This is a genomic window from Bacillus cereus group sp. N8, from assembly GCF_016483685.1.
Classification (GTDB): Bacteria; Bacillota; Bacilli; order Bacillales; family Bacillaceae_G; genus Bacillus_A; species Bacillus_A proteolyticus.
On the sequence record NZ_JAEHBK010000001.1, the window covers coordinates 104,070 to 128,786 of the forward strand.

The following is a 24,717-nucleotide window of genomic DNA, read 5'->3' on the forward strand; positions in this document are numbered from 1 at the left end:
ATGAATCCAGGTATGATGAATATCATTATGATCGTTGCGATGTTTGCGATTTTCTATTTCTTATTAATTCGCCCGCAACAAAAGCGTCAAAAAGCAGTTGCTCAAATGCAAAACGAATTAGCAAAAGGTGATGCTATCATAACAATTGGTGGCTTACACGGTACAATCGAATCAGTAGATGAAACGAAAATCGTTGTTAAATCTGGTGGTTCACACTTAACTTTCGATCGCAATGCGATTCGTGAAGTTGTGAAAAACTAATGAGGAAGGCCCTGCATGAAATGTGCAGGGCCTTTTTTTAGTTATTTTGTTTTGACATATTTACACCAAAAATACCACCGAGTGTACTCGCGCCCATTAATGCCAATTGGTAAAGTAACTGTGAGTTCGATAAAGTTTGAGAGAAACCTAAATAGTTAACTAGAAAAACAAGCATAGCGAATGTAAGTCCCGTTGTGAAACCTACTAGCCAACCTTTCCCTTGCGCCTTTTTTCCAGCAATAAACCCAGACATAAGCATAGATAGAAGAGCTAGTATCAAAATAGTAACGGTTAATGTCCCTTCATTCATATTCGTAAACTTTAATAATAGAGCTATAACCATGCTAGTAATAGAGGCGAGGATAAGTAGGGTAATAATACCGAAGCCGATTGCAGTTGATAATTTTTTCGTTCCATCCATTTATGAATTCCCCCTTTTTAATACAAGCATATTTTCATTTTGATCAAGTTAGACTAGTTTCTTTTTTGTAGGGGAATCTATAAATAAAAAAGGAGATGTAGAAATGGAATGGGTATCAATAATTGGCCGGACGATGCTTTTGTATATCATTATCTTAATTATTTTCCGTCTTATGGGTAAACGTGAAATTGGAGAGCTAAGTGTATTAGATTTAGTCGTATTCATTATGCTTGGAGAAATGGCCGTAGTAGCAATTGAAAATACCGATAAATCACTTTGGCACCAATTAGTTCCGATGATTTTTCTTATGTGCATACAAATCATTTTGTCAATTATATCTTTAAAGTTTCAACGTTTTCGACACTTAATAGAAGGTGAACCGGCTATTCTTATAAATGCGGGAAAGATTGATGAAAAAAAGATGCGGAAACAGCGCTATAACATAGACGATTTAATGATGCAACTAAGGGAGCAAGGGGTCGGGGATGTGCGGGATGTGGAATATGCTATTTTAGAACCGTCAGGGAAGTTGTCTGTTTTTCAAAAGCAAAAAAGTAAAAAGAGTAAAAATGATACGCCGATTTTTACACTCCCATTAATTATTGATGGAGAAATTCAATTCAATCATTTGCAAATGATTGAACACACAGATGAATGGCTCATTGGGAAATTAAAAAACTTAGGTTATAACGATATAGCACAAATTTTATACTGCAGTTTTCAAAACGGCCAATTTTTTGTTGATTTGAAAGAAAACTAGAGGCTTACCGTATTAAATAGTAAGCCTATTTACTTCAAAAATGAAAGTTTCCGAATGATAGGGAGGCGACTCAACTCTTCTTTTCGAATGAGTTTGAAAGCAAAGAGGAGGAAAATATAAACGATTGTTGTTAAAGTGATTTCCCATAATGTTTGTACGCCAAGTGAATGAGAGAAAATAATATACTTATGAAGGTAAAAACCGAAGGCGCCTGCAATTCCGATGGCAAGTCCTCCAAAAATATAGTCTTTTGCATAAATAGTAAATTTAATTTTCTTTAAAACAGTAGCATAGTGAAGGAATGTTACCGTCACTATATTTGCTGCGATTGCGAGAGCAACCCCCATCATTTGGAACTCTGGGCGCGAAGCGAGTGCAAAAATAACGATTAATTTTACGATAGCGCCAATAAATGTGTTCATCATAGCAGCTCTTGCTAAGTTTAAAGCTTGCAACACAGATGTAAGTGGGCTTTGAAAATAATGAAATAAAAAGCAAGGTGCAAGAAGTTGGATGAAAGCTGTTGCACTGTCTGATCCATACATAAGCGTTAAGACGGGTGAAGCAAATACATATAAAATAACGACTGACCATCCGCCAGTAATTAAGGAAATTCGAAGTGCTTGTTGTAAACGGTGTTCCACTAATTTGTGCTGTCTCTTTGCCATCGCTTCGCTAATGGAAGGGACGAGTGCTGTAGAAAGAGCGTATGTAATAAAGGCAGGTAGTGATAGAAGCGGGAAGGCATAACCGTTCAATATACCGTATTGCTGTGTTGCGACAGAAGCGGCAACCCCGGCAATTGCTAAGCTTTGCATAACGACGATAGGTTCAAAGAAATAGGAAACGGAACCGATTAAACGGCTTCCTGTAGTTGGAAGTGCGATATCCATAAGAGAATAAAATGTATTTTTGCTCTCCTTTACCGTAGTGAAAAAACCAGAGCGTATAGATAAATGTTTTTCGCGCTGGAATAAAGTAAGTAAAAATAATAAAGATGCAACTTCGCCAAGAACGGCTGATAGCATGGCGCCAGCTGCGGCATATTCTACGCCGTAAGGTAAAAATAACTGAATGCATACAGCGATAATTGTAATGCGGACAACTTGTTCTATAACTTGAGCATAGGCGCTAGGCTTCATATTTTGTTTCCCTTGAAAATAACCGCGTAAAACAGAAGAAACTGCAATAACAGGGACGACAGGTAAAATAGCCATTAATGGATAGTACGTTCTTTCATCGGTTAATAATGTTTTTGCTAGAACAGGCGTGAGGAGCATAATTCCAATTGTTAAAATGATACTAATAACGGATGTAACAGCTAGGGAGACAGTTAATATTTTTTTGACTCTTTGTTTATCGTTCACTGCTTCTGCTTCTGCTACAAATTTTGCAATTGCAACAGGAAGGCCAATTTGTGTTAATGTAATTGCTAAAATGAAGGTGGGAACAGCCATCATATAAAGGCCAACGCCTTCTTCTCCTAAAATACGTGCCATTACAATGCGGTTAATAAATCCAAGGATTTTTGTAATAAAGCCAGCTATCATTAAAATAAATGCACCTTTTAAAAAGCTTTGTCTCGTCATGGTCTTCTCCTACCTTCTCAAAATCAGTGGAATGATTTACAATAATTTATATGCACGTATGAGACAAGAATGACAAGCATTTAAGAGAGTGCAGTATTGAGGGAACTCTTGAAAGTGGTTATTGCTGTCCATTAGAGCGGGATTAAAAGCGACTTTTCGTGCTGAAATCAGAAGGAGATGTTATATATGTTGGATAAAGAGGCTTTGGTAGAATCATACCGCGGACAGTTACAAGTCGTTTTAGAAAGTAAAGTAGAAGAGTTTCAAATGTTCGGTTACGACCGAGTGACAGATAATGATATTTGGAAGTTTCTCAAGGCGAAAAAGTGGAAAAAGATAGACAGTGATGTTAGGTTATATGAATTAGTAAATGATGTATTAAGAGTAAGTACTAATGAATATATGAATTATTTAACTGTTGAAGCATATCAAGCGCCACTTTGGTCGTTTGATGAATATGAAAATAAATAACCGACTGTAATTGGTTTGTTCTTCCTTTTGCAGTATAATGATAGGTATTGATAAAGAGGAATTAATTATGTCTAAGATTATATATAAAGGAGGTAGTGAAGAGGAAAAATAAATAATGAAAGTGTAGGCATGGTGACAAACTTACCTACACAGCTAGTGATGAACTAGCGGAAATACATGTATTTTATAGAAAGTAAGTCTACTAACTAGGCGTATGCACACGTGTAAAAATGAATCGTAAGAGATTTATTGAAAGTGTTAGTAGCAGAAAGAGGGTACATATGGCAAAGCGTGGTACAAGAATTGCCGCCTTTTTCCTCATCGTTTTATTAATTGGTGGAGTAATTGGTGCGGCAGGAAAAGACATAGCAAAAGGAATTAGTCTAGGACTAGACCTTCGCGGTGGTTTTGAAATTCTGTATGAAGTAAAACCAGCCAAAAAAGGTGATAAAATCGATCGTGATGCACTTGTCAGTACAGTAGGTGCTCTTGAAAATCGTGTCAATGCACTCGGTGTAAGTGAGCCGAACATTCAAATCGAAGGAGAAGATCGAATTCGCGTACAGCTTGCTGGTGTACAAGATCAGCAAAAAGCACGTGACATGTTATCAACACAAGCAAAATTAACATTCCGTGATGTGAATGACAACCTTCTTATGGACGGAGCGGATTTAAAAGGCGGCGGAGCAAAGCAAACATTTGATGAGCAAGGCCGTGCAAGCGTAGGTCTTACACTAAAAAGCGCTGACAAATTCCGTGAAGTAACTGAAAAAATTTCAAAAATGCCACCACCAACGAATTTAATGGTAATTTGGCTTGATTTTGAAGAAGGAAAAGATTCGTATAAAGCAGAGTCTGCAAAACCGAATCCGAAGTTTTTATCAGCAGCAACAGTAAACCAAGTATTTAACCAAGCTCAAGTATCTATCGTAGGTGGAAACTTTACAGTGGAAAGCGCGAAAGAACTTTCATCTTTATTAAATGCAGGTGCACTTCCTGTTGATTTAAAAGAAATGTATTCAACATCTGTTGGAGCGAAATTTGGGCAACAAGCATTAGAGCAAACGATTTTCGCTAGTGCGATTGGTATTGCTATAATCTTCTTATTTATGCTTGTATTCTACCGTTTACCAGGACTTGTAGCGGTTATTATGTTAGGTTTATACATTTTCGTTACATTGCTTGTCTTTAACTGGATGCATGCGGTTCTTACGTTGCCAGGTATTGCAGCGTTAGTGCTCGGGGTAGGTATCGCAGTTGATGCGAATATTATTACGTACGAGAGACTGAAGGAAGAATTGAAAATTGGTAAGTCGATGATGTCAGCATTTCGTGCTGGTAACCATCGTTCATTATCAACAATTTTAGATGCGAACATTACAACACTTGCAGCAGCTGGTGTATTATTCGTTTATGGTAATAGCTCTGTAAAAGGATTCGCAACAAGTTTAATTGTTAGTATTTTAGTCGGTTTCATTACGAACGTATTCGGTACTCGTTTCTTACTAGGTTTACTTGTAAAGAGCCGTTACTTCGATAAAAAACCATCTTACTTTGGTGTTAAGGAAAAGGATATTATTCCATTAACAAAAGGTGTAGTACATCCACCGACAAGATTTGATCGTATTAATTTCGTAAATATCGGTCATAAATTCCTTATCTTCTCGATGGTAGTTGTAATTGCAGGTGCAATTATACTACCAATTTTCAAACTGAATCTTGGGATTGACTTTGCAAGTGGTACACGTATGGACTTGCAATCTAAGCAAGCACTTACTGTGTCAGATGTTCATAAAGATTTGAAAGAATTGAAAATTGATGTGAAGGAAGAAGATATTGTACCGACTGGGGATGACAATAAAGGTTTCGCCGTTCGTACATTAGGAGTTTTATCAAAAGATGAAATTGCGAAAGCAAAAACATTCTTCCATGATAAATATGGTACAGAGCCAAACGTAAGTACAGTTTCACCAACAATCGGTAAAGAAATCGCACGAAATGCATTTATCGCAGTATTAATTGCTTCGGTAGTTATTATCTTATACGTAAGTATTCGATTCCGATTTACGTATGCATTATCTGCAGTACTTGCATTACTACATGACGCATTCGTTATGGTTGTTATGTTTAGTCTTTTCCAGATAGAAGTAGACTTAACGTTTATCGCTGCGGTATTAACAATCATCGGTTATTCTATCAATGACTCGATTGTTACGTTTGATAGAAACCGTGAGCTATACAAACAGAAAAAACGCGTTCGCGACATAAAAGACTTAGAAGAAATCGTAAACGCAAGTATTCGCCAAACGCTTGGTCGTTCGATTAACACCGTATTAACAGTGTTGTTCCCAGTAATTGCGCTGCTTATCTTCGGTAGTGAGTCACTTCGTAACTTCTCGTTTGCTTTACTTGTTGGATTAATCGTAGGTACGTATTCTTCTGTTTTCGTTGCCTCTCAAATTTGGTTACTACTTGAAAACCGTCGTTTGAAAAAGGGGAAAAACAAGAAGAAGGTTGAGAAAGTAGAATCTGAACCGCAAGTATAAAAAGGTGATGTCTCTTTATGAGGCATCTCTTTTTTCGTTTGTGGATACAATAAGGTAGCAACTTTTGAAAGAAGAAAGTGGAAGAAAGTGGTAAGGTTATCGCTGTTTTTGTTAAAATAAAGTGACACTTTAATAAGTGGGGGTTTTGTTCATCCCCACTTATTATTAGCCCTCACTAATCGGGCTTTTACGGGCAGCACGACTCCCACCTAACTCCTCTTATTTGCCGGATTTTGAGGTGGGGGGGTTACTACCCACAAATAGCGGGATAAAAAGATAGGTTAAGAAAAGAAGGGATTTTAATTATGGAAAAAGATGAACGTTTTAAACAGGCCGAGTTTGGTGCTATTGTCGGAATCGTTGGTAATATTATATTAGCGATTATAAAAGCGGTAATCGGTTATATTGGAAACAGTAAGGCACTATTGGCGGATGCTGTGCATTCTGGATCAGATGTAATTGGTTCGTTAGCTGTACTTTTTGGATTACGAGCAGCGAAGCAGCCGCCTGATGAAGATCATCCGTACGGTCATGGCAAAGCGGAATCGATTTCAGCGATTATTGTTGCGGTATTATTATTTATTGTTGGACTAGAGATAGCGATTTCGTCTATAAAAGCTTTTTCACAAGAACTAGAACCGCCGAAGGGAATTACAATTTTTGCTGTCATTTTTTCTATTGTCGTGAAAGAAGGAATGTTTCAATATAAATTCCGATTAGGGAAAAGGATAAATAGTGATGCAATTATTGCAAATGCATATGAGCACCGTTCGGATGTGTTTTCCTCAATTGCAGCTTTAATCGGCATTTGTGCAGCTATCATCGGTGGTAAATTAGGTTTAGATTGGCTTGTATATGCCGATCCGATTGCAGGATTATTTGTTTCAATTCTTGTTGCGAAAATGGCGTGGAGTATTGGGGCAGAAGCGATTCATGCAACGCTTGATCATGTTCTTCATGAGGAAGATGTTATTCCGCTTAGAGAAGCAGTACTTCAAATAGATGGTGTGAAAAAAATCGGTTCTTTATATGCGAGGGAGCATGGTCATTACGTTATTGTTGATATTAAAGTTTCTGTAGATCCATACATTACTGTAGAAGAAGGGCACCGCATTGGAAAGCATGTGAAAGAAACGCTTATGAAACAAGATAACGTACAAAATGTTTTTGTACATATAAATCCGTATTCACCAAATTAAATAGCATTAATATTTTAGTATATGGATATTGCATCGTAGCTTGCATCATATTGTCACCCCTTAATCTGTCTTGTATAATGGATAGGTTAAGGGGTGATTTCGTGTTACAACCGAAGACGCGTTGGAAAGAAAAAGAATATAGTGAAGAGCGAGTGAGTGAATTAGCAAGTAAATTGCAATTATCACCTCTTGTTGTTTCGTTATTCCTCGGTAGAGGATTAGATACAGAAGATAAGATTTTAGATTTTTTAAATACAGAAAATCAAGAATTTCACGATCCATTTTTATTAGAAGGAATGGATAGAACGGTAGAACGTGTAAATAAGGCGATTCAAAATGGAGAGCAAATATTAATATTTGGTGATTACGATGCGGACGGAGTAAGTAGTACGACTGTCTTATATCTTGCGCTTCAAGAATTAGGTGCAGAGGTAGAATTTTATATTCCAAACCGTTTTACAGAAGGGTATGGACCAAACGAAGAAGCGTTTCGTTGGGCGCATAGCGCTGGGTTCTCGCTAATTATTACCGTAGATACTGGTATTGCAGCGGTACATGAAGCGAAGGTAGCGAAGGACCTTGGAATAGATCTTATTATTACAGATCACCATGAGCCACCGCCAGAATTACCAGAAGCACTTGCAATTATTCATCCGAAATTAGAAGGCGGTGTTTATCCGTTTCACTATTTAGCGGGTGTTGGTGTTGCGTTTAAAGTTGCACATGCACTTTTAGGGCGCGTTCCAGAACATTTATTGGAAATCGCAGTAATCGGTACAGTAGCTGATTTAGTATCGCTACATGGTGAAAACAGGTTGTTAGTACAGCGCGGGCTTAAACATATGCGTATGACAAGAAATATTGGTTTGAAAGCTTTATTTAAAGTTGCTAACGTTTCGCAAAGTGAAATTACAGAAGAAAGTATTGGCTTCTCAATTGCACCGCGTATTAATGCGGTGGGACGTTTAGAAGATGCAACACCTGCTGTTCATTTATTATTATCAGACGATCCAGAAGAAGCGAAAGAGCTTGCTGAAGAAATTGATGAGCTGAACAAACTTCGAAAAGATATTGTAAAGCAAATTACAGAAGAAGCTATCGCCGAAGTTGAAAATAATTTTCCGCCTGAAGAAAATAAAGTGTTAGTACTAGCGAAAGAAGGTTGGAATCCAGGTGTAATTGGGATTGTTGCTTCTAAATTGGTTGAACGTTTTTATCGTCCAACGATTGTATTGTGCATTGATCCTATAAAAGAAACGGCAAAGGGTTCAGCGCGTAGTATTGCAGGGTTTGATTTATTTGCTAACTTGTCTGATTGTAGAGAGTTATTGCCACACTTCGGAGGACACCCGATGGCAGCCGGAATGACGCTACATATGAATGATGTAGATGAATTAAGACGTAGGTTAAATGGGCAAGCTGATGTGATTTTAACTGAGGAAGATTTTATTCCAATTACAGCAGTTGATGCTTTTTGTAAGGTGGAGGATGTAACTCTTGCTGCAATTGAGGATATGCAAAAGTTAGCGCCATTTGGTGTTGGAAATCCGAAACCACGTATTGCGGTGAAAGATGCTGAATTAGAAAGTATTCGTGCAATCGGATCAGATGGTTCACATTTGAAAATGGCACTTCGTGACGGACAGGCAACACTGGATACAATTGGATTCGGATTTGGTGCGTATGCAAAAGAAATTTCTCCAGTTGCGAAAGTTTCTGTAATAGGAGAGGCATCCATTAATGAATGGAATAATTTTAAGAAGCCACAATTAATGGTACAAGATATTGCTGTAGAGGCATGGCAATTATTTGATTGGCGTAGTATGCGTAATGTGGAAGCGAATTTAGCAGAACTTCCGAAAGAAAAAATAACAATGGTGTATTTTTCTGAAGAGGTATTGAATAAGTTTTCTTTAGAAGACTATAAAGAACATCTTGTGCATGCATCAGAGGTAACTCATTTAGATGATCAATACATCGTTTTGCTCGATTTGCCAAAAGGAACAGATGAATTGCATGATTTATTTAAAGTAGGATTCCCATCTAGAATCTACACGTTATTTTATCAAGAGAACAATCATCTATTTAGTACAGTCCCAACGAGGGAACATTTTAAATGGTATTATTCTTTCTTAAATCAAAAATCACCATTTTCTTTAAGACAATATGGGGAACAACTATGTCGCCATAAAGGTTGGTCAAAAGATACAGTAAATTTCATGACACAGGTGTTTTTTGAGCTAGAATTTGTTACAATAAAAGACGGTGTCATTTTTATGGCCGAACAAAAACAAAAGCGTGATTTAATTGAATCGAACACATATCGTGAGAAAATGAGCCACTTACAATTAGAAAAAGAATTGGTTTATAGCACATATCAGCAACTATATACATGGTTTGAAACGATTCGTAATCATAAATAAGTAGAACAGTTAGGGTAAAGGATTTGTATCTACAAACCTTTTATATCTGAGGAGGATTCAGAAATATGGATTTCAAGCAACATATCGCAATTGTACCGGATTATCCGAAAGAAGGTATTGTGTTTAAAGACATTACACCTTTAATGAACGACGGTAAAGCATACAAAGCAGCAACAGATGCAATCGTTGAGTATGCAAAAGAAAGAGATATCGATGTTGTAGTAGGACCAGAAGCTCGTGGTTTTATTATCGGTTGCCCAGTTTCTTATGCATTAGAAGTAGGATTTGCGCCAGTTCGTAAATTAGGAAAATTACCACGTGAAGTAATTACAGTTGACTACGGCAAAGAATATGGTACAGATGTTTTAACAATCCATAAAGATGCAATTAAACCAGGTCAACGTGTATTAATTACTGATGATCTATTAGCTACAGGTGGAACAATTGAAGCAACAATTAAGCTAGTTGAAGAACTTGGCGGAGTTGTAGCAGGGATTGCATTCTTAGTAGAGCTTACTTACTTAGATGGTCGTAAAATGTTAGATGGTTACGATGTATTAGTATTAGAAAAATACTAATCACTATATAGGTAAAACTACGGTGATAAAAAGTACCCGTGAATCTCTTGGAGAGGAGCGGGTACTTTTGTATAATTGAACAAAAAAATAAGGTGAAATGTCAGTAAAATCTTTTCCTTTTCACAATTCACAATCATTGGGTTATAATGATAGAATATAATTTATTCTATTTAATAAATACAAAGTCAATTTTCAATAAAAGGTGATTCGATGGCAAATGAGCAAGTACTAACAGCTGAACAGGTACTCGAGAAAGCAAGTCAATATTTAGCGGATGAAGATATTGAGCTAGTGGCACGTGCTTATGAATATGCACGCGATGCACATAGCGAGCAATATAGAAAATCGGGTGAACCATATATTATTCACCCAATTCAAGTTGCAGGTATTTTAGTTGATTTACACATGGATCCAGCTACAGTATCGGCAGGTTTCTTGCATGATGTAGTGGAAGATACAGAGATTACATTAGAAGATATTGAACGAGAATTTAATAAAGAAATCGCTATGCTTGTCGATGGTGTTACAAAGCTCGGAAAGATTAAATATAAATCTCATGAGCAGCAACAAGCAGAAAACCATCGCAAAATGTTTATCGCAATGGCTCAAGATATTCGAGTTATTTTAATTAAACTAGCTGATCGTCTTCATAACATGCGTACATTGAAACATTTGCCTCAAGAGAAGCAGCGTCGCATTGCGAATGAAACGTTAGAAATCTTTGCACCTTTAGCACATAGACTCGGAATTAGTACTATTAAATGGGAGTTAGAGGATACGTCACTTCGCTATTTAAATCCGCAACAATATTATCGTATTGTAAATTTAATGAAGCGTAAACGTGCAGAGCGTGAAGAATATTTAGATGAAGTAATGACTGGCATTCGCGAGAAATTAAAAGAGGTTTCAATTCAACCTGAGATTTCTGGAAGACCAAAACATATTTACAGTATTTATCGTAAAATGGCATTGCAAAATAAACAATTCAATGAAATTTACGATTTACTAGCTGTACGTGTCGTTGTGAATAGTATTAAAGATTGCTATGCGGTGCTTGGAATTATTCATACATGCTGGAAACCAATGCCAGGTCGTTTTAAAGATTATATTGCAATGCCGAAAGCAAATTTATATCAATCTCTTCATACGACTGTAATTGGACCAAAAGGTGATCCGCTAGAAGTACAAATTCGTACGAAAGAAATGCATGAGATTGCAGAATTCGGAATCGCGGCACACTGGGCGTATAAAGAAGGAAAAACAGCAGAAACAACAGGTACATTAGAGAAGAAACTAACTTGGTTCCGTCAAATATTAGAATGGCAAAATGAAGCTTCTAATGCAGAAGAATTTATGGAGTCATTAAAAATTGATTTATTCTCTGACATGGTATTCGTCTTTACACCAAAAGGCGATGTAATGGAATTACCACTTGGCTCTGTTCCAATTGATTTTTCGTATCGTGTCCATTCGGAAATTGGAAACAAGACAATTGGTGCAAAAGTAAATGGAAAAATGGTAACCCTTGATTATAAATTAAAAACGGGTGACATCATTGAAATTTTAACATCGAAACATTCGTATGGCCCAAGCCAAGATTGGGTGAAACTTGCTCAAACATCTCATGCGAAAAATAAAATACGTCAATTCTTTAAGAAACAGCGTAGAGACGAAAATATTGAAAAAGGCCGTGAACTTGTTGAAAAAGAAGTACGTGGTCTAGAGTATGAGATGAAAGAAGTGTTAGCTCCTGACAATTTAAAACGTGTTGCTGAGAAGTTTAACTTTGCAAATGAAGAAGATATGTTTGCAGCAGTTGGATATAACGGAATTACAGCGGCGCAAATTGTTACGCGACTAACGGACAAGTTCCGTAAACAACGTGAAGAAGAAGACATCGTTGAAGTTAAAGAAGTTCGTAAACCGATGAAAATTCGAAAATGGGATTCTGGTGTAAAGGTAAGCGGTGCTGATAATTTACTAATTCGTTTATCAAAATGCTGTAACCCAGTTCCAGGTGATGATATCGTTGGGTATATTACGAAAGGCCGAGGTGTATCGATTCATCGTCGTGATTGTGTCAATGTGCATACAGAAGAAGCTGTAGAGCGTTTACTAGAAGTAGAGTGGGAAGGTAGCCCTGAAAAAGAAATTGAATACAATGTTGATATTGAAATTTCAGGCTATGATCGCCGTGGTTTATTGAATGAAGTATTGCAAGCTGTTACAGAAACGAAAACGTATATCTCAGCTGTTTCTGGTAGAAGTGATCGTAATAAGATGGCAACGATTAACATGTCGATTTCTATTCGAAACTTACAGCATTTGAAAAAAGTAGTAGAGCGCATTAAACGTGTTCCAGAAATTTATGCAGTACGACGCATGATGCATTAATAGGGAGTGTAGAAAAGATGAGAGTTGTTTTACAACGATCAAAGGAAGCGTCTGTCACAGTAGATGGTGAGATTGTAGGACAAATTCCATTCGGCTTAACATTACTAGTGGGCATTACGCATGAAGATACAGAAAAAGATGCAACTTATATTGCAGAAAAAATTGCAAACCTACGCATTTTTGAAGATGAGAGCGGAAAGATGAACCACTCTGTACTTGATGTAGAAGGACAAGTTCTATCTATTTCGCAATTTACATTATACGGAGATTGCCGTAAAGGAAGACGTCCAAACTTTATGGATGCTGCGAAACCTGACTATGCAGAGCGTTTATATGATTTCTTTAACGAAGAGGTTCGTAAACAAGGATTACATGTAGAAACAGGGAAGTTCGGAGCAATGATGGACGTTTCTTTAATCAATGATGGTCCGGTGACCTTAATTGTGGAAAGTAAATAGCATTGTTAAAAAAGAGAGGGTTATATGACCCTCTCTTTTTTATACATTATTGTATGTTTTGTTCATTTATCCTGCTATTTGTGGGCTGCCCGTAAAGGTCGGATTGGTGAAGGCTAATAATCAGTGAGGGATGGACAAAACCCCCATTGATTAAAATTTCACTTTAACATAGGATGATTGTGAAGGGGAATAAAAGAAAAAGAAGGTGTAGCATGCTTCAAGAATTCAATATAGCTTTGCGTTTTATGCTAGAGTTATGTGTTCTTGGGATTGTTGGGTACTGGGGGGTTCGAATAGGAGAAATACCTGTTGTGAAAATTATACTGGCTATTATTCTTCCGATTGTTGTTGCTGTCATATGGGGGTTATTTGGAGCTCCACACGCAGAGTGGGAAGTGCGTGGTATATTGCATGTATTGTTAGAAATTAGCGTTTTTGGAGTAGGGGTTGCAGCGTTATATCATTTAAAGCACCCTTTACTTGCGAGTGGATTGGCTACTGTTATTATTGTTAATCGTATTCTTATGTTTATTTGGAATCAATAGCTGTTTCGGCTATGTATAACTATCTCATCAATATGGAACAATAACAAGTAAAACATCCATATTGAATGTGAGGGATATACGTATGCGTATGAATGAAAAAGGGCATTCTGTTACAAATGGTGCAAATCAACTGTTTAACGTGAGTTTTCATGATTTTATTTCAAAAGAACAAAACAATACATCCATGGAGCTTGCTTCTGAGTTCGGAATTTCTCTTCAAGATGTAAAGCGTCTAAAGAAGCAGATTGAACGTTCTTAGAGCACTTGACAATCCTACTCAACAAACGTATAGTAATTTTATATTTACATATGAATATAACCGTTGATAGAGAAGAGTAAATGAGACACACATGGAAAGAGAAGAAATGTCTTAGGCTGAAAACATTTCTGCATGATGACTGATTGAATGACACTCTAGAGGTTTCAACTTGAACGGCATATATGCTTAGTAGAGATGAACGCATATTTAAGCGTTATTAAAAAAGTGGAAGCATACGTGCTTCAATTAGGGTGGCACCACGGGTATAATACTCTCGTCCCTACTGTTCAAACAGTAGAGGCGGGAGTTTTTTTATTTTTATTAAGATTAAAACAATTTGAGGAGGAACTGAATATGTCTATTCAAATCCCACGCGGAACGCAAGATATTCTTCCAGGCACTGTTGAGTTATGGCAGTATATCGAAGGGCAAGCACGCGAAATTTGCCGTCGTTACAATTATAAAGAAATTCGCACACCAATTTTTGAACACACTGAGCTATTTTTACGTGGTGTTGGTGATACGACAGATATCGTACAAAAAGAAATGTACTCATTCCAAGATCGTGGAGAGCGCAGTTTAACATTACGTCCAGAAGGTACTGCACCTGTTGTACGTTCTTACGTTGAAAATAAAATGTTCGGTGATGCAACACAACCAACGAAATTATACTATATCGGTCAAATGTTCCGTTACGAAAGACCACAAGCAGGTCGCTATCGTCAATTCGTACAATTCGGTATTGAAGCAATTGGTAGTAATGACCCTGCAATTGATGCAGAAGTAATTGCACTTGCTGTAGAGTTTTACCGCGGCATGGGCTTAAAAAATATTAAAGTTGTATTAAACAGCTTAGGTGATGCAGCAAGCCGTCAAGCACACCGTGATGCGTTAATCGCACACTTTGAGCCACGTATCGGCGAATTCTGCTCTGACTGTCAATCTCGCTTAGAAAAGAACCCACTTCGAATTTTAGACTGTAAGAAGGACCGTAACCATGAATTAATGGGAACAGCACCATCTATTACAGAATACTTAAACGAAGATTCAGCAGTATACTACGACAAAGTTCAAGAACTATTAACGATGATGGATGTTCCATTTGAAAAAGATCCGAACTTAGTGCGTGGTTTAGACTACTATCAACACACTGTTTTTGAAATTATGAGTGAGGCAGAAGGTTTCGGTGCGATCACTACATTAAGCGGTGGTGGCCGTTATAACGGACTTGTACAAGAAATCGGTGGACCAGAAATGCCAGGTATCGGTTTTGCAATGAGTATTGAACGTTTAATTATGGCGCTAAAAGCTGAAAACATTGAATTACCACTTGAACATAGTATTGATTGTTACGTTGTAGCGCTTGGTGAAAAAGCGAAAGACCATGCTGCAAAAGTTGCGTTCGATCTTCGTAAAGCTGGATTGTCAGTTGAAAAAGATTATTTAGATCGCAAAATGAAAGCACAATTTAAATCAGCAGATCGTCTAAAGGCGAAATTTGTAGCTGTATTAGGAGAAGATGAGCTAGATAAAGGCATCATTAACTTAAAAGATATGGCAACAGGTGAACAAGAAGAAGTAGCGTTAGATGTATTCGCTTCATACGTAGCAGAGAAATTAATATAGGGGGAACTTACAGTGGCTGAAAGAACACATGCATGTGGAAAAGTAACGGTAGAAGCTGTTGGACAAACAGTTCAATTAAAAGGTTGGGTACAAAAACGTCGTGACTTAGGTGGATTAATCTTTATCGACTTACGTGACCGTACAGGTATCGTACAAGTTGTATTTAACCCAGAAACATCAAAAGAAGCGCTAGAAGTAGCAGAAACAATTCGTAGCGAATACGTATTACACGTAGAAGGTACAGTTGTTGAACGTGGTGCAGGTGCAATTAATGACAATATGGCAACTGGTCGTATTGAAGTACAAGCAACGAAAGTAAACGTATTAAATGCAGCGAAAACAACGCCAATTATTATTTCTGATGACACGGATGCATCAGAAGATGTGCGTTTAAAATATCGTTACTTAGACTTACGTCGTCCTGTAATGTTCAACACATTTAAAATGCGTCACGACGTAACGAAAACAATTCGTAACTTCTTAGATACAGAAGAATTTTTAGAAGTTGAAACACCAATTTTAACGAAGAGCACACCAGAAGGAGCTCGTGACTATTTAGTACCAAGTCGTGTGCATGATGGTGAATTTTATGCATTACCGCAGTCTCCGCAGTTATTTAAACAGCTTCTTATGGTCGGCGGATTTGAGCGTTACTATCAAGTAGCACGTTGTTTCCGTGACGAAGATTTACGTGCGGATCGTCAACCAGAATTTACACAAATCGATATCGAGGCATCATTCTTAACACAAGATGAAATTTTAGAAATGATGGAGCGTATGATGACGAAAGTCATGAAAGATGCGAAAGGTGTAGAAGTTAGTGCACCATTCCCTCGTATGAAATATGCTGATGCAATGGCTCGCTACGGTTCTGATAAGCCAGATACACGCTTTGAAATGGAACTAACAGACCTATCTGAATTTGCAGCAGGTTGTGGTTTCAAAGTATTTACAAGTGCTGTAGAAAACGGCGGACAAGTAAAAGCAATTAATGCAAAAGGTGCTGCGAGCAAATACTCTCGTAAAGACATCGATGCATTAACTGAATTTGTAAAAGTATATGGTGCAAAAGGTCTAGCTTGGCTGAAAGTTGAAGAAGACGGCCTAAAAGGACCGATTGCAAAGTTCTTCGGTGAAGAAGATGCAAACGTGTTAATGAGTACATTAGAAGCTAATGCTGGCGACTTATTACTATTCGTAGCAGATAAGAAGAGCGTTGTGGCAGATAGCTTAGGTGCACTTCGTTTACGCTTAGGTAAAGAGCTTGAGTTAATTGACGAAAGTAAATTTAACTTCCTATGGGTAACTGATTGGCCACTTCTTGAGTACGATGAAGATGCAGATCGTTACTTCGCAGCTCACCACCCATTCACAATGCCATTCCGTGAAGATGTTGAGCTATTAGAAACAGCACCAGAAAAAGCACGCGCACAAGCATATGACCTTGTATTAAACGGTTATGAGCTTGGTGGTGGATCACTTCGTATTTACGAGCGTGACGTACAAGAAAAAATGTTCAAAGCACTTGGATTCTCACAAGAAGAAGCACAAGAGCAATTCGGATTCTTATTAGAAGCATTCGAATACGGTACACCACCACACGGCGGAATTGCATTAGGTTTAGACCGTCTTGTTATGTTACTTGCAGGTCGTACGAACCTTCGTGATACAATTGCATTCCCGAAAACAGCAAGCGCAAGCTGCTTATTAACAGAAGCTCCAAGCCCAGTTGCAGAAGCACAGCTTGAAGAACTGAACTTGAAGTTGAACGTGAAAGAAGAGAAGTAAGAGAAGTAAAAATAGGGTCTAGATGGTTATACTATAGCCGTCTAGACTTTTTTAATGGATAATTAAAAGAAGAAACAAAATCCCGGTTTACACTATGTTTTCATTTGCGAAATATGTATTTTTAGGAATTCTATAACTTTTTCTATACAAATAGTCGGAAAAAAGCTAGAATACATGGTAGACCATTTTTGTAATAGGAGTGTAGAGCTGAATGTTACATCAATTTTCACGTAATGAATTAGCCTTCGGTAAAGAAGGACTTGAAATATTAAAAAATAGTACAGTCGGTATTTTAGGAATTGGCGGCGTAGGGTCATTTTCGGCAGAAGCGTTAGCACGTTCTGGCGTAGGACGTCTTGTATTAGTTGATAAAGATGTTGTAGATATTACAAACGTAAACCGTCAAATTCACGCTTTAGTATCTACTGTAGGGCGTTCAAAAGTAGAATTAATGAAAGAGCGTATTGCAGACATCAATCCAGAGTGTGAAGTAATTGGATTAGAGATGTTTTATACAGATGAAACATATGAAGAGTTCTTCAAACACGGCTTGGATTTCGTAGTGGATGCATCTGATACGATTACGTTTAAAATTCATTTAATTAAACAATGTTTACGTCGTAAAATTAAAATTATCTCATGTATGGGTGCTGCAAATAAAATGGACCCAACTCGTTTCCGTATTGCGGACATTTCTAAAACACATACAGATCCAATTGCGAAAGTAATTCGTACGAAGCTTCGTAAAGAGGGTATTAAAAAAGGTGTAAAAGTTGTCTTCTCTGACGAAAACCCAATCGTAATTCGTGAAGAAGTACGTAAAGAAATCGTACCAGACGAAAATGCAAAAATTCGTAAAGCGAAATTACCGCCTTCTTCAAATGCATTCGTACCATCTGTGGCAGGCTTAATTATGGCAAGTCACGTTGTACGTGAGCGTATTAAAAACGTAGAAGTGAAGCGTGTAGGGCAAGAATAAAAGGAAAGCATATATTCATTTCGGATATATGCTTTTTTATGTTTTAAAGAATTGTTGATATTTGCAATACTAATAATTCAAATGTAAGTAATCCTAATAAATAATAATCGTATTTGTCTGATTTGTAGGCGGAGGTCTTTTTTAAACTATGAATTGTAAAAAGACCTAACGCTAGGACTAGAACACCGAGTGTTATTTTGAATACTATTAATGAAATAGCAACCATCTCCCTTCAAGTGTATATATTGACAATAACATTTAAGTAAAAAATATCCAATTTTTTACTTAAATGTTATTGTCAATCTTTGTCGTTAAATCGATATTCCTTGTCGAATCGTTGATATATTTTAAGTTGTGATAGATATATTCGAAAAACCGTTAATATAATTTCATTTACTGTTGAATTGAGAATCAAAAAAACAGGGATGTCACTTAGTCAAAAAGTGACATCCCTGTTTTTTAATTCTCTGCGGAATATAGAATATCTAAGTTTCCGTTTTGATCAGTCTTGAAGATTGGAGCAATCTGTTCCTCTTGCTCTTCAACTGAAACAAGTTTTCGAGCACGGTCCATAATTCTAACAAGCATTGCGTAATCTTCTTCGATTGCTTGTTGTTTTTTTGTGAGTACCGCTAATTTTGCTTCAAGTTCATTATTCGTTTTTTGTAGGGAAGTGAGCTGATCTTGTAATACACCATTTTCAGTTTGCAACTTTGCGATTGAAGGGTTACTATGTTCCATGTTTTGCAAAAATGAGATGACATTTTGCATTGTAAGTTCCTGTTTACTTGGCGTAATATCTTCTGAAAACTCAGCGTCGATTACGAGCTGCCGAGTTTGTGTAAACTGCTCTTTTTCTATTTTAGCTTCAGAACGTTTTAATTCTTTACGTTGTTTTTTTGCAATCTGCACCGCATCTTCGTAATTCGGTCTGACTTCAGCGTTCCATCTAAATCCACAAGCTGCGGAAGTACGGTTTAATGTATCGCCAACTTCATCGAACGCTTTTATTTGTGTACTTCCGCTGCGAATATGTCGTAAAACAGTTTCTGCTAAAAGGAGATCGTCTTCTCTTGTCCATGCATCTTGACGTGTTTTCATAAGCGAAGCCTCCGTAATGGTGACGTTTTCGTTTATGTTACCCTTTATTTTTCGTTTTATTCGAACTTTGTAATCTTTCATAAACAGTAGAAAGTGCTTGTTCAAATTTCCCTGTCGTTTTCGGTTTATAATATTGCTTGTTTTTTATTTTATCAGGTAAGTATTGTTGTTGAACCCAGCCATTTGGATGGTCGTGTGGATATAAGTATCCAATGCCTCTTCCGAGTGATTCAGCCCCTTTATAGTGACTATCTTTTAAATGACTTGGAATGTCACCTGTTTGACCGTTACGTAAATCGTGTAATGCAGCATCAAGTGCTTTATAAGCTGAATTTGATTTTGGTGATAGGCATAGCTCGATAACGGCATTTGCAAGTGGTATACGTGCCTCTGGGAATCCAACTCGTTCAGCCGATTCAATTGCGGCTAGTGTACGCGGTCCAGCTTGTGGGCTAGCAAGTCCAATATCTTCATAAGCCATAATAAGAAGGCGTCTACCAATACTTTGTAAATCACCTGCTTCAATAAGGCGTGCTAAATAATGGAGCGCTGCATTTACATCACTTCCGCGCACTGATTTTTGAAATGCTGATAATACGTCATAATGAGCATCTCCGCCTTTGTCGTGAACGAAGCTTTTTTTTTGTAGGCATTCTTCTGCAATCTCGAGTGTGATTTCAGCCGCTCGATCGTCTGTAGTGAAGCTAGATAATACAGCAAGTTCAAGTGCGTTATAAGCGGAACGCATATCACCACCAGAGGCGTTTGCAAAGTGGTGCATTGCTTCATCTGTTACCGTTACAGCATATTCCCCAAGTCCTTTTTCTTTATCTTCTAAAGCTCTTTTTAACCCAATTAAAATATCATCTTCTGTTAGTGCGTGTAATTCGAAAATTTGACACCTGCTTCGAATAGCGGAGTTTATCGCATGAAACGGATTGCTTGTCGTTGCACCAATTAAAGTAAGAAGTCCACTTTCTAAATGAGGTAATAAAAAGTCTTGCTTTGCTTTATCTAGACGGTGAACTTCATCTAAAATTAAAACGAGGTGTCGATGCATCTTCGCTTCTTGTACGACAACTTCCATATCTTTTTTATTGTGAGTAACAGCGTTTAAGAGGCGAAACGGGGTTCCAGTACTTCCTGCAATTGCGCTAGCGATTGATGTTTTACCTGTGCCTGGAGGACCGTATAAAATCATAGATTGAAAATGATTCGCTTGGACCATTCGCCATAAAATTTTTCCTTCACCAACTAAATGTTGTTGTCCGATAATTTCTTGAATATTTGTAGGGCGCATTCGATGTGCGAGTGGTTGTTTCATTTAGACCGTCTCCCTTAATATATAATCTCATTCTATCGTATCATTTTTTTTTATGGAATTTGAAATAGGATGCTGTTTTGTGGGAAAAATGAATATTAATATTTTCATTTTTCTTTCAATTGTAATAATTTCCGAGTTTTTCAATGTGATTTTATGTTATCATTTTGATACACAAGTTGAAATTTCTTATAATACTATATTATGCTATAATTTCATAGGATTTTAAATTGTGTTCTTTTATAAAGTGAAACTTTAATCAGTGGGGGTTGTTCATCCCCCGCCGATTATCAGCCCGCACCAATTGGGCGTTTATGGGCAGCCCGACTCCCACCTAACTTCATTGCTCCAGTCGAATTTTGAGGTGGGAGCTTTACTGCCCGCAAATAGCGGGATAAATAAGATATAACCAATAGAAGTGAAAATTTGAAATGAGGTGCAAATAGATGAAGATTTCAACGAAAGGCCGCTACGGCTTAACAATTATGATCGATCTTGCAAAAAAATTTGGTGAAGGTCCAATTTCATTAAAATCAATCGCGCAGGCACATGACTTATCTGAACATTACTTAGAGCAATTAATTTCACCACTTCGTAACGCTCGTCTTGTAAAGAGTACGCGCGGTGCATATGGTGGATATGTATTATCTGATCAGCCAGCCAATATTACAGCTGGAGATGTAATCCGTGTATTAGAGGGGCCAATTAGTGTTGTAGAAATGATCGAAGAAGAAGAACCAGCACAACGCCAATTATGGATGCGTGTTCGTGACGCGGTGCAAGAAGTATTAGATAGTACAACTTTAGAAGATTTAGTACGTTATGAGGAAGAAAATCACGGGGGCTATATGTTTTACATTTAATTCCTTGTGAAACGATTTGGAAAGAAGGAGATTTAATGGAACGCATTTACTTAGATCATGCTGCGACATCTCCGACTCACCCAGAAGTGGTCGAAAAGATGATTCCATATATGACAGAAACATTCGGAAACCCGTCTAGCATTCACTTTTATGGTCGTCAAACGCGCCATGCGGTAGATGAGGCGAGACGCGCGTGTGCACGTAGCATTCACGCAAATCCGAATGAAATTATATTTACGAGCGGTGGTACAGAAGCTGATAATTTAGCGCTTATAGGTGTAGCACGCGCGAACCGTCATAAAGGTAACCACATTATTACAACGCAAATGGAACATCATGCGATTTTGCATACATGTGAATTGCTAGAGCGTGAAGGATTTGAAGTGACGTATTTACCTGTTGATGAAACAGGCCGTGTTCAAGTTTCTGACATACAAAAGGCATTAACGGATGAGACAATTCTCGTATCTGTTATGTTTGGGAATAATGAAGTAGGGACAATGCAACCAATCGCGGAAATAGGAAAGCTGCTGAAGGAGCATCAAGCTTATTTCCATACAGATGCGGTACAAGCTTACGGTTTAGTAGAAATTGATGTGAAAGAGTTTGGTATTGATTTATTATCCATTTCAGCTCACAAAATTAATGGGCCAAAAGGTGTAGGGTTCCTATACGCAGGTGCAAATGTGAAATTTGAACCGTTATTAACGGGCGGAGAGCAAGAAAGAAAACGCCGTGCTGGTACGGAAAATGTACCTAGTATTGCTGGGCTTCAGCATGCAATTCTTATAGCTGAAAAAACTCGTGAGCAAAAAAATGCCCAATATGAAGAGTTTAAAGATATAATGGTATCTGTCTTCAAAAATGAAGACATTACTTTCGAGGTAAACGGAAACTTGGAATATCGCTTACCACACGTGTTGAATATAAGTTTTACAGGAATGAACATTGAACCGTTCCTTGTGAACTTAGACTTAGCTGGCATTGCAGTATCAAGTGGTTCTGCTTGTACAGCGGGTTCGATTGATCCATCACATGTATTAGTGGCGATGTTCGGGAAAGATTCCGATCAAATACGTTCATCCGTACGCTTTAGTTTCGGACTTGGAAATACGAAAGAGCAAATTGAAAAAGCGGCGTACGAAACAGTGAAAATCGTGAAGCGATTAACACAAAATTAGCATGGGAGGTGACATGATGAACAAACTACCTCACGAAACACGCGTTGTCATCGGGATGTCCGGTGGCGTCGATTCATCTGTAGCAGCTCTTTTATTAAAAGAGCAAGGTTACGATGTAATCGGAATTTTTATGAAAAACTGGGATGATACAGATGAGAATGGTGTCTGCACAGCAACTGAAGATTACAATGATGTAATTGAAGTGTGTAACCAAATCGGTATTCCGTATTATGCAGTAAACTTTGAAAAACAATACTGGGATAAAGTATTTACGTACTTTTTAGATGAGTACCGAGCTGGTCGTACACCAAATCCAGATGTAATGTGTAACAAAGAAATTAAATTCAAAGCCTTTTTAGAGCATGCAATTGCGCTTGGTGCCGATTATGTAGCGACAGGCCATTATGCACGTGTTGCTTATATGGACGGCGAATATAAAATGCTTCGCGGCGTTGATGACAATAAAGACCAAACGTACTTCTTAAATCAATTAAGCCAAGAGCAATTATCAAAAACAATGTTCCCATTAGGTGAATTAAAGAAACCGCAAATTCGTGAAATGGCGACAGCAGCTGGTTTAGCGACAGCCGCGAAGAAAGATAGTACGGGTATTTGCTTCATCGGCGAGCGTAACTTTAAAGATTTCTTAAGTAACTATTTACCAGCACAACCAGGTGTAATGCAAACATTATCTGGTGAAGTGAAAGGAAAACATGACGGTTTAATGTACTATACAATTGGACAACGTCATGGCCTTGGTATTGGTGGTAACGGTGATCCTTGGTTCGCTGTTGGGAAAAACTTAAAAGACAACATTTTATATGTTGATCAAGGATTCCATAACGAACTTTTATATGGTGATGAAGTTATTGCTACGAATGTAGGATGGGTAAGTAACAAGGCAAAAGAAACAGAATTTACATGCACAGCGAAATTCCGTTATCGTCAAGCAGACAATAAAGTAACGGTTCAGATCGTTGATGAAAATACAGTGCGTATTCTTTGTGATGAGCCAATTCGTGCGATTACACCAGGACAAGCAGTTGTTTTCTATGATGGAGATGAGTGCTTAGGCGGTGCTACAATCGATGAAGTATACCGTAGTGGTAAGAAATTAGATTATTTAGGATAAACGAGAAGCCTCTGCCGATTAGCGGTTAGAGGTTTCTTTTACATAAAGCGAATTTTCGTTCGCTTGGAAAATACATTCTTTGTTATAATTTGTTGTAGAGGTGAAGGACATGTCAAACAAACTTGAAACAGGTATTCAATATATGCAAGAAGGAAACTGGGAAGAAGCAGCTAAAAATTTTACGGAAGCAATTGAAGAAAATCCGAAAGATGCACTTGGATACATTAACTTTGCGAATTTATTAGATGTATTAGGTGATAGTGAGCGAGCAATTTTATTTTACAAACGTGCATTAGAATTAGATGATAAATCTGCGGCTGCCTATTATGGCTTAGGAAATGTATATTACGGCCAAGAGCAATTTGCAGAGGCAAAGGCTGTATTTGAACAAGCAATGCAAGCTGGATTACAATCAGCTGATGTAACGTTTATGTTAGGTATCACACACGTGCAACTTGGAAATGATCGTCTTGCACTGCCATTTTTACAAAGAGCAACTGAATTAGATGAAAGTGATGTAGAAGCTGTTTTCCAATGCGGACTTTGCTTCGCACGACTAGAACATATTCAAGAGGCAAAACCTTATTTTGAAAAGGTATTAGAAATGGATGAAGAGCATGCAGATGCGTATTATAATTTAGGTGTTGCGTACGTATTTGAAGAAAATAATGAGAAAGCTCTTGCTTTATTTAAGAAAGCAACTGAAATTCAGCCAGATCACTTTTTAGCTGGTAATGGCGTTCGTTTATTAGAGCAAGAAGCTGAATAAAGTGAAATTATAGTTTAATGCGCAGTTACCCCTCATCTAAAGAGTATGAAAGA

General features: G+C 37.6%; 22 protein-coding genes and 1 other annotated feature. Of the genes, 18 read left to right on the forward strand and 4 right to left on the reverse strand.

Annotated features, from left to right (window positions below; translation table 11 throughout):
* A complete protein-coding gene (gene yajC / locus JDS80_RS00530) occupies positions 1-261 on the forward strand; it encodes a preprotein translocase subunit YajC (RefSeq protein ID WP_071771719.1) in 261 nt (86 codons plus the stop codon).
* 37 nt (positions 262-298) lie between these two features.
* Here yajC and JDS80_RS00535 read toward each other — a convergent pair whose 3' ends face one another.
* Positions 299-682: a TIGR04086 family membrane protein gene (locus tag JDS80_RS00535; protein WP_071747446.1), complete on the reverse strand. Its 384-nt coding sequence runs from the start codon at positions 680-682 to the stop codon at positions 299-301.
* 103 nt (positions 683-785) lie between these two features.
* Here JDS80_RS00535 and JDS80_RS00540 point away from each other — a divergent pair, with 103 nt between their 5' ends.
* Positions 786-1,442, forward strand: a complete 657-nt coding sequence (locus JDS80_RS00540) for a DUF421 domain-containing protein (protein WP_071747445.1) — start codon at positions 786-788, stop codon at positions 1,440-1,442.
* A gap of 29 nt (positions 1,443-1,471) precedes the next feature.
* On the opposite strand, the gene spoVB is transcribed toward JDS80_RS00540, so the two are convergent.
* On the reverse strand, positions 1,472-3,031 hold the full coding sequence (spoVB, locus tag JDS80_RS00545; protein ID WP_199636776.1) for a stage V sporulation protein B: 1,560 nt from the start codon (positions 3,029-3,031) through the stop codon (positions 1,472-1,474).
* Between the two features lie 186 nt (positions 3,032-3,217).
* On the opposite strand from spoVB, the gene JDS80_RS00550 reads away from it, so the two are divergent.
* From JDS80_RS00550 to JDS80_RS00605, 12 genes are all read left to right on the forward strand, one after another.
* Positions 3,218-3,502 carry a post-transcriptional regulator gene (locus JDS80_RS00550; RefSeq protein WP_002112000.1) on the forward strand — a complete coding sequence of 95 codons (285 nt, stop codon included), beginning with the start codon at positions 3,218-3,220 and terminating at the stop codon, positions 3,500-3,502.
* A gap of 281 nt (positions 3,503-3,783) precedes the next feature.
* Positions 3,784-6,048, forward strand: a complete 2,265-nt coding sequence (gene secDF / locus JDS80_RS00555) for a protein translocase subunit SecDF (protein WP_199636777.1) — start codon at positions 3,784-3,786, stop codon at positions 6,046-6,048.
* 305 nt (positions 6,049-6,353) lie between these two features.
* Positions 6,354-7,247 (forward strand): cation diffusion facilitator family transporter, encoded by an 894-nt coding sequence (locus JDS80_RS00560; RefSeq protein ID WP_071747442.1) that lies wholly within the window; start codon positions 6,354-6,356, stop codon positions 7,245-7,247.
* A 101-nt stretch (positions 7,248-7,348) separates the two neighbouring features.
* The gene (recJ, locus tag JDS80_RS00565) at positions 7,349-9,670 is read left to right on the forward strand and encodes a single-stranded-DNA-specific exonuclease RecJ (protein ID WP_071747441.1); all 2,322 of its coding nucleotides are present in this window, start codon (positions 7,349-7,351) and stop codon (positions 9,668-9,670) included.
* Between the two features lie 65 nt (positions 9,671-9,735).
* On the forward strand, positions 9,736-10,248 hold the full coding sequence (locus JDS80_RS00570) for an adenine phosphoribosyltransferase (RefSeq protein ID WP_000346217.1): 513 nt from the start codon (positions 9,736-9,738) through the stop codon (positions 10,246-10,248).
* 210 nt (positions 10,249-10,458) lie between these two features.
* Entirely contained in the window at positions 10,459-12,642 is a 2,184-nt protein-coding gene (gene relA / locus JDS80_RS00575; protein ID WP_071747440.1) for a GTP diphosphokinase, read from the forward strand.
* Positions 12,643-12,659: 17 nt separating this feature from the next.
* Positions 12,660-13,100 (forward strand): D-tyrosyl-tRNA(Tyr) deacylase, encoded by a 441-nt coding sequence (locus JDS80_RS00580; protein WP_001266956.1) that lies wholly within the window; start codon positions 12,660-12,662, stop codon positions 13,098-13,100.
* A 212-nt stretch (positions 13,101-13,312) separates the two neighbouring features.
* Positions 13,313-13,645, forward strand: a complete 333-nt coding sequence (locus JDS80_RS00585) for a YrdB family protein (protein ID WP_199636778.1) — start codon at positions 13,313-13,315, stop codon at positions 13,643-13,645.
* An 82-nt stretch (positions 13,646-13,727) separates the two neighbouring features.
* Positions 13,728-13,904, forward strand: a complete 177-nt coding sequence (locus JDS80_RS00590) for a hypothetical protein (protein ID WP_048531368.1) — start codon at positions 13,728-13,730, stop codon at positions 13,902-13,904.
* Positions 13,905-13,958: 54 nt separating this feature from the next.
* Positions 13,959-14,189 (forward strand) — a binding site (T-box leader).
* 69 nt (positions 14,190-14,258) lie between these two features.
* A complete protein-coding gene (gene hisS / locus JDS80_RS00595; protein ID WP_000027084.1) occupies positions 14,259-15,530 on the forward strand; it encodes a histidine--tRNA ligase in 1,272 nt (423 codons plus the stop codon).
* Positions 15,531-15,542: 12 nt separating this feature from the next.
* Entirely contained in the window at positions 15,543-17,318 is a 1,776-nt protein-coding gene (aspS, locus tag JDS80_RS00600; RefSeq protein WP_071771715.1) for an aspartate--tRNA ligase, read from the forward strand.
* 211 nt (positions 17,319-17,529) lie between these two features.
* Positions 17,530-18,297: a tRNA threonylcarbamoyladenosine dehydratase gene (locus tag JDS80_RS00605; protein ID WP_000903182.1), complete on the forward strand. Its 768-nt coding sequence runs from the start codon at positions 17,530-17,532 to the stop codon at positions 18,295-18,297.
* Positions 18,298-18,756: 459 nt separating this feature from the next.
* Here the strand turns inward: JDS80_RS00605 and JDS80_RS00610 are convergent, their stop codons facing one another.
* Together JDS80_RS00610 and JDS80_RS00615 are read right to left on the reverse strand one after the other, a co-directional pair.
* Positions 18,757-19,398 carry an RsfA family transcriptional regulator gene (locus JDS80_RS00610; protein ID WP_199636779.1) on the reverse strand — a complete coding sequence of 214 codons (642 nt, stop codon included), beginning with the start codon at positions 19,396-19,398 and terminating at the stop codon, positions 18,757-18,759.
* Between the two features lie 37 nt (positions 19,399-19,435).
* Positions 19,436-20,722 carry a replication-associated recombination protein A gene (locus JDS80_RS00615; protein ID WP_199636780.1) on the reverse strand — a complete coding sequence of 429 codons (1,287 nt, stop codon included), beginning with the start codon at positions 20,720-20,722 and terminating at the stop codon, positions 19,436-19,438.
* Between the two features lie 443 nt (positions 20,723-21,165).
* Here JDS80_RS00615 and cymR point away from each other — a divergent pair, with 443 nt between their 5' ends.
* From cymR to JDS80_RS00635, 4 genes are all read left to right on the forward strand, one after another.
* On the forward strand, positions 21,166-21,582 hold the full coding sequence (gene cymR / locus JDS80_RS00620) for a cysteine metabolism transcriptional regulator CymR (RefSeq protein ID WP_000704116.1): 417 nt from the start codon (positions 21,166-21,168) through the stop codon (positions 21,580-21,582).
* 35 nt (positions 21,583-21,617) lie between these two features.
* Positions 21,618-22,763, forward strand: coding sequence for a cysteine desulfurase family protein (locus JDS80_RS00625; RefSeq protein WP_199636782.1), 1,146 nt, complete (start codon positions 21,618-21,620; stop codon positions 22,761-22,763).
* A gap of 16 nt (positions 22,764-22,779) precedes the next feature.
* On the forward strand, positions 22,780-23,895 hold the full coding sequence (gene mnmA, locus JDS80_RS00630) for a tRNA 2-thiouridine(34) synthase MnmA (RefSeq protein WP_071747432.1): 1,116 nt from the start codon (positions 22,780-22,782) through the stop codon (positions 23,893-23,895).
* A gap of 109 nt (positions 23,896-24,004) precedes the next feature.
* Positions 24,005-24,664, forward strand: coding sequence for a tetratricopeptide repeat protein (locus JDS80_RS00635; protein WP_097810848.1), 660 nt, complete (start codon positions 24,005-24,007; stop codon positions 24,662-24,664).
* The last annotated feature ends 53 nt before the right edge of the window (positions 24,665-24,717 follow it).

Bases quoted from the DNA above. Each gene is read 5' to 3' on its own strand.
- yajC (WP_071771719.1), top strand. From the start codon at position 1: ATGAATCCAGGTATGATGAATATCATTATGATCGTTGCGATGTTTGCG.
- JDS80_RS00535 (WP_071747446.1), bottom strand. From the start codon at position 682: ATGGATGGAACGAAAAAATTATCAACTGCAATCGGCTTCGGTATTATT.
- JDS80_RS00540 (WP_071747445.1), top strand. From the start codon at position 786: ATGGAATGGGTATCAATAATTGGCCGGACGATGCTTTTGTATATCATT.
- spoVB (WP_199636776.1), bottom strand. From the start codon at position 3,031: ATGACGAGACAAAGCTTTTTAAAAGGTGCATTTATTTTAATGATAGCT.
- JDS80_RS00550 (WP_002112000.1), top strand. From the start codon at position 3,218: ATGTTGGATAAAGAGGCTTTGGTAGAATCATACCGCGGACAGTTACAA.
- secDF (WP_199636777.1), top strand. From the start codon at position 3,784: ATGGCAAAGCGTGGTACAAGAATTGCCGCCTTTTTCCTCATCGTTTTA.
- JDS80_RS00560 (WP_071747442.1), top strand. From the start codon at position 6,354: ATGGAAAAAGATGAACGTTTTAAACAGGCCGAGTTTGGTGCTATTGTC.
- JDS80_RS00570 (WP_000346217.1), top strand. From the start codon at position 9,736: ATGGATTTCAAGCAACATATCGCAATTGTACCGGATTATCCGAAAGAA.
- relA (WP_071747440.1), top strand. From the start codon at position 10,459: ATGGCAAATGAGCAAGTACTAACAGCTGAACAGGTACTCGAGAAAGCA.
- JDS80_RS00580 (WP_001266956.1), top strand. From the start codon at position 12,660: ATGAGAGTTGTTTTACAACGATCAAAGGAAGCGTCTGTCACAGTAGAT.
- JDS80_RS00585 (WP_199636778.1), top strand. From the start codon at position 13,313: ATGCTTCAAGAATTCAATATAGCTTTGCGTTTTATGCTAGAGTTATGT.
- JDS80_RS00590 (WP_048531368.1), top strand. From the start codon at position 13,728: ATGCGTATGAATGAAAAAGGGCATTCTGTTACAAATGGTGCAAATCAA.
- hisS (WP_000027084.1), top strand. From the start codon at position 14,259: ATGTCTATTCAAATCCCACGCGGAACGCAAGATATTCTTCCAGGCACT.
- JDS80_RS00605 (WP_000903182.1), top strand. From the start codon at position 17,530: ATGTTACATCAATTTTCACGTAATGAATTAGCCTTCGGTAAAGAAGGA.
- JDS80_RS00610 (WP_199636779.1), bottom strand. From the start codon at position 19,398: ATGAAAACACGTCAAGATGCATGGACAAGAGAAGACGATCTCCTTTTA.
- JDS80_RS00615 (WP_199636780.1), bottom strand. From the start codon at position 20,722: ATGAAACAACCACTCGCACATCGAATGCGCCCTACAAATATTCAAGAA.
- cymR (WP_000704116.1), top strand. From the start codon at position 21,166: ATGAAGATTTCAACGAAAGGCCGCTACGGCTTAACAATTATGATCGAT.
- JDS80_RS00625 (WP_199636782.1), top strand. From the start codon at position 21,618: ATGGAACGCATTTACTTAGATCATGCTGCGACATCTCCGACTCACCCA.
- mnmA (WP_071747432.1), top strand. From the start codon at position 22,780: ATGAACAAACTACCTCACGAAACACGCGTTGTCATCGGGATGTCCGGT.
- JDS80_RS00635 (WP_097810848.1), top strand. From the start codon at position 24,005: ATGTCAAACAAACTTGAAACAGGTATTCAATATATGCAAGAAGGAAAC.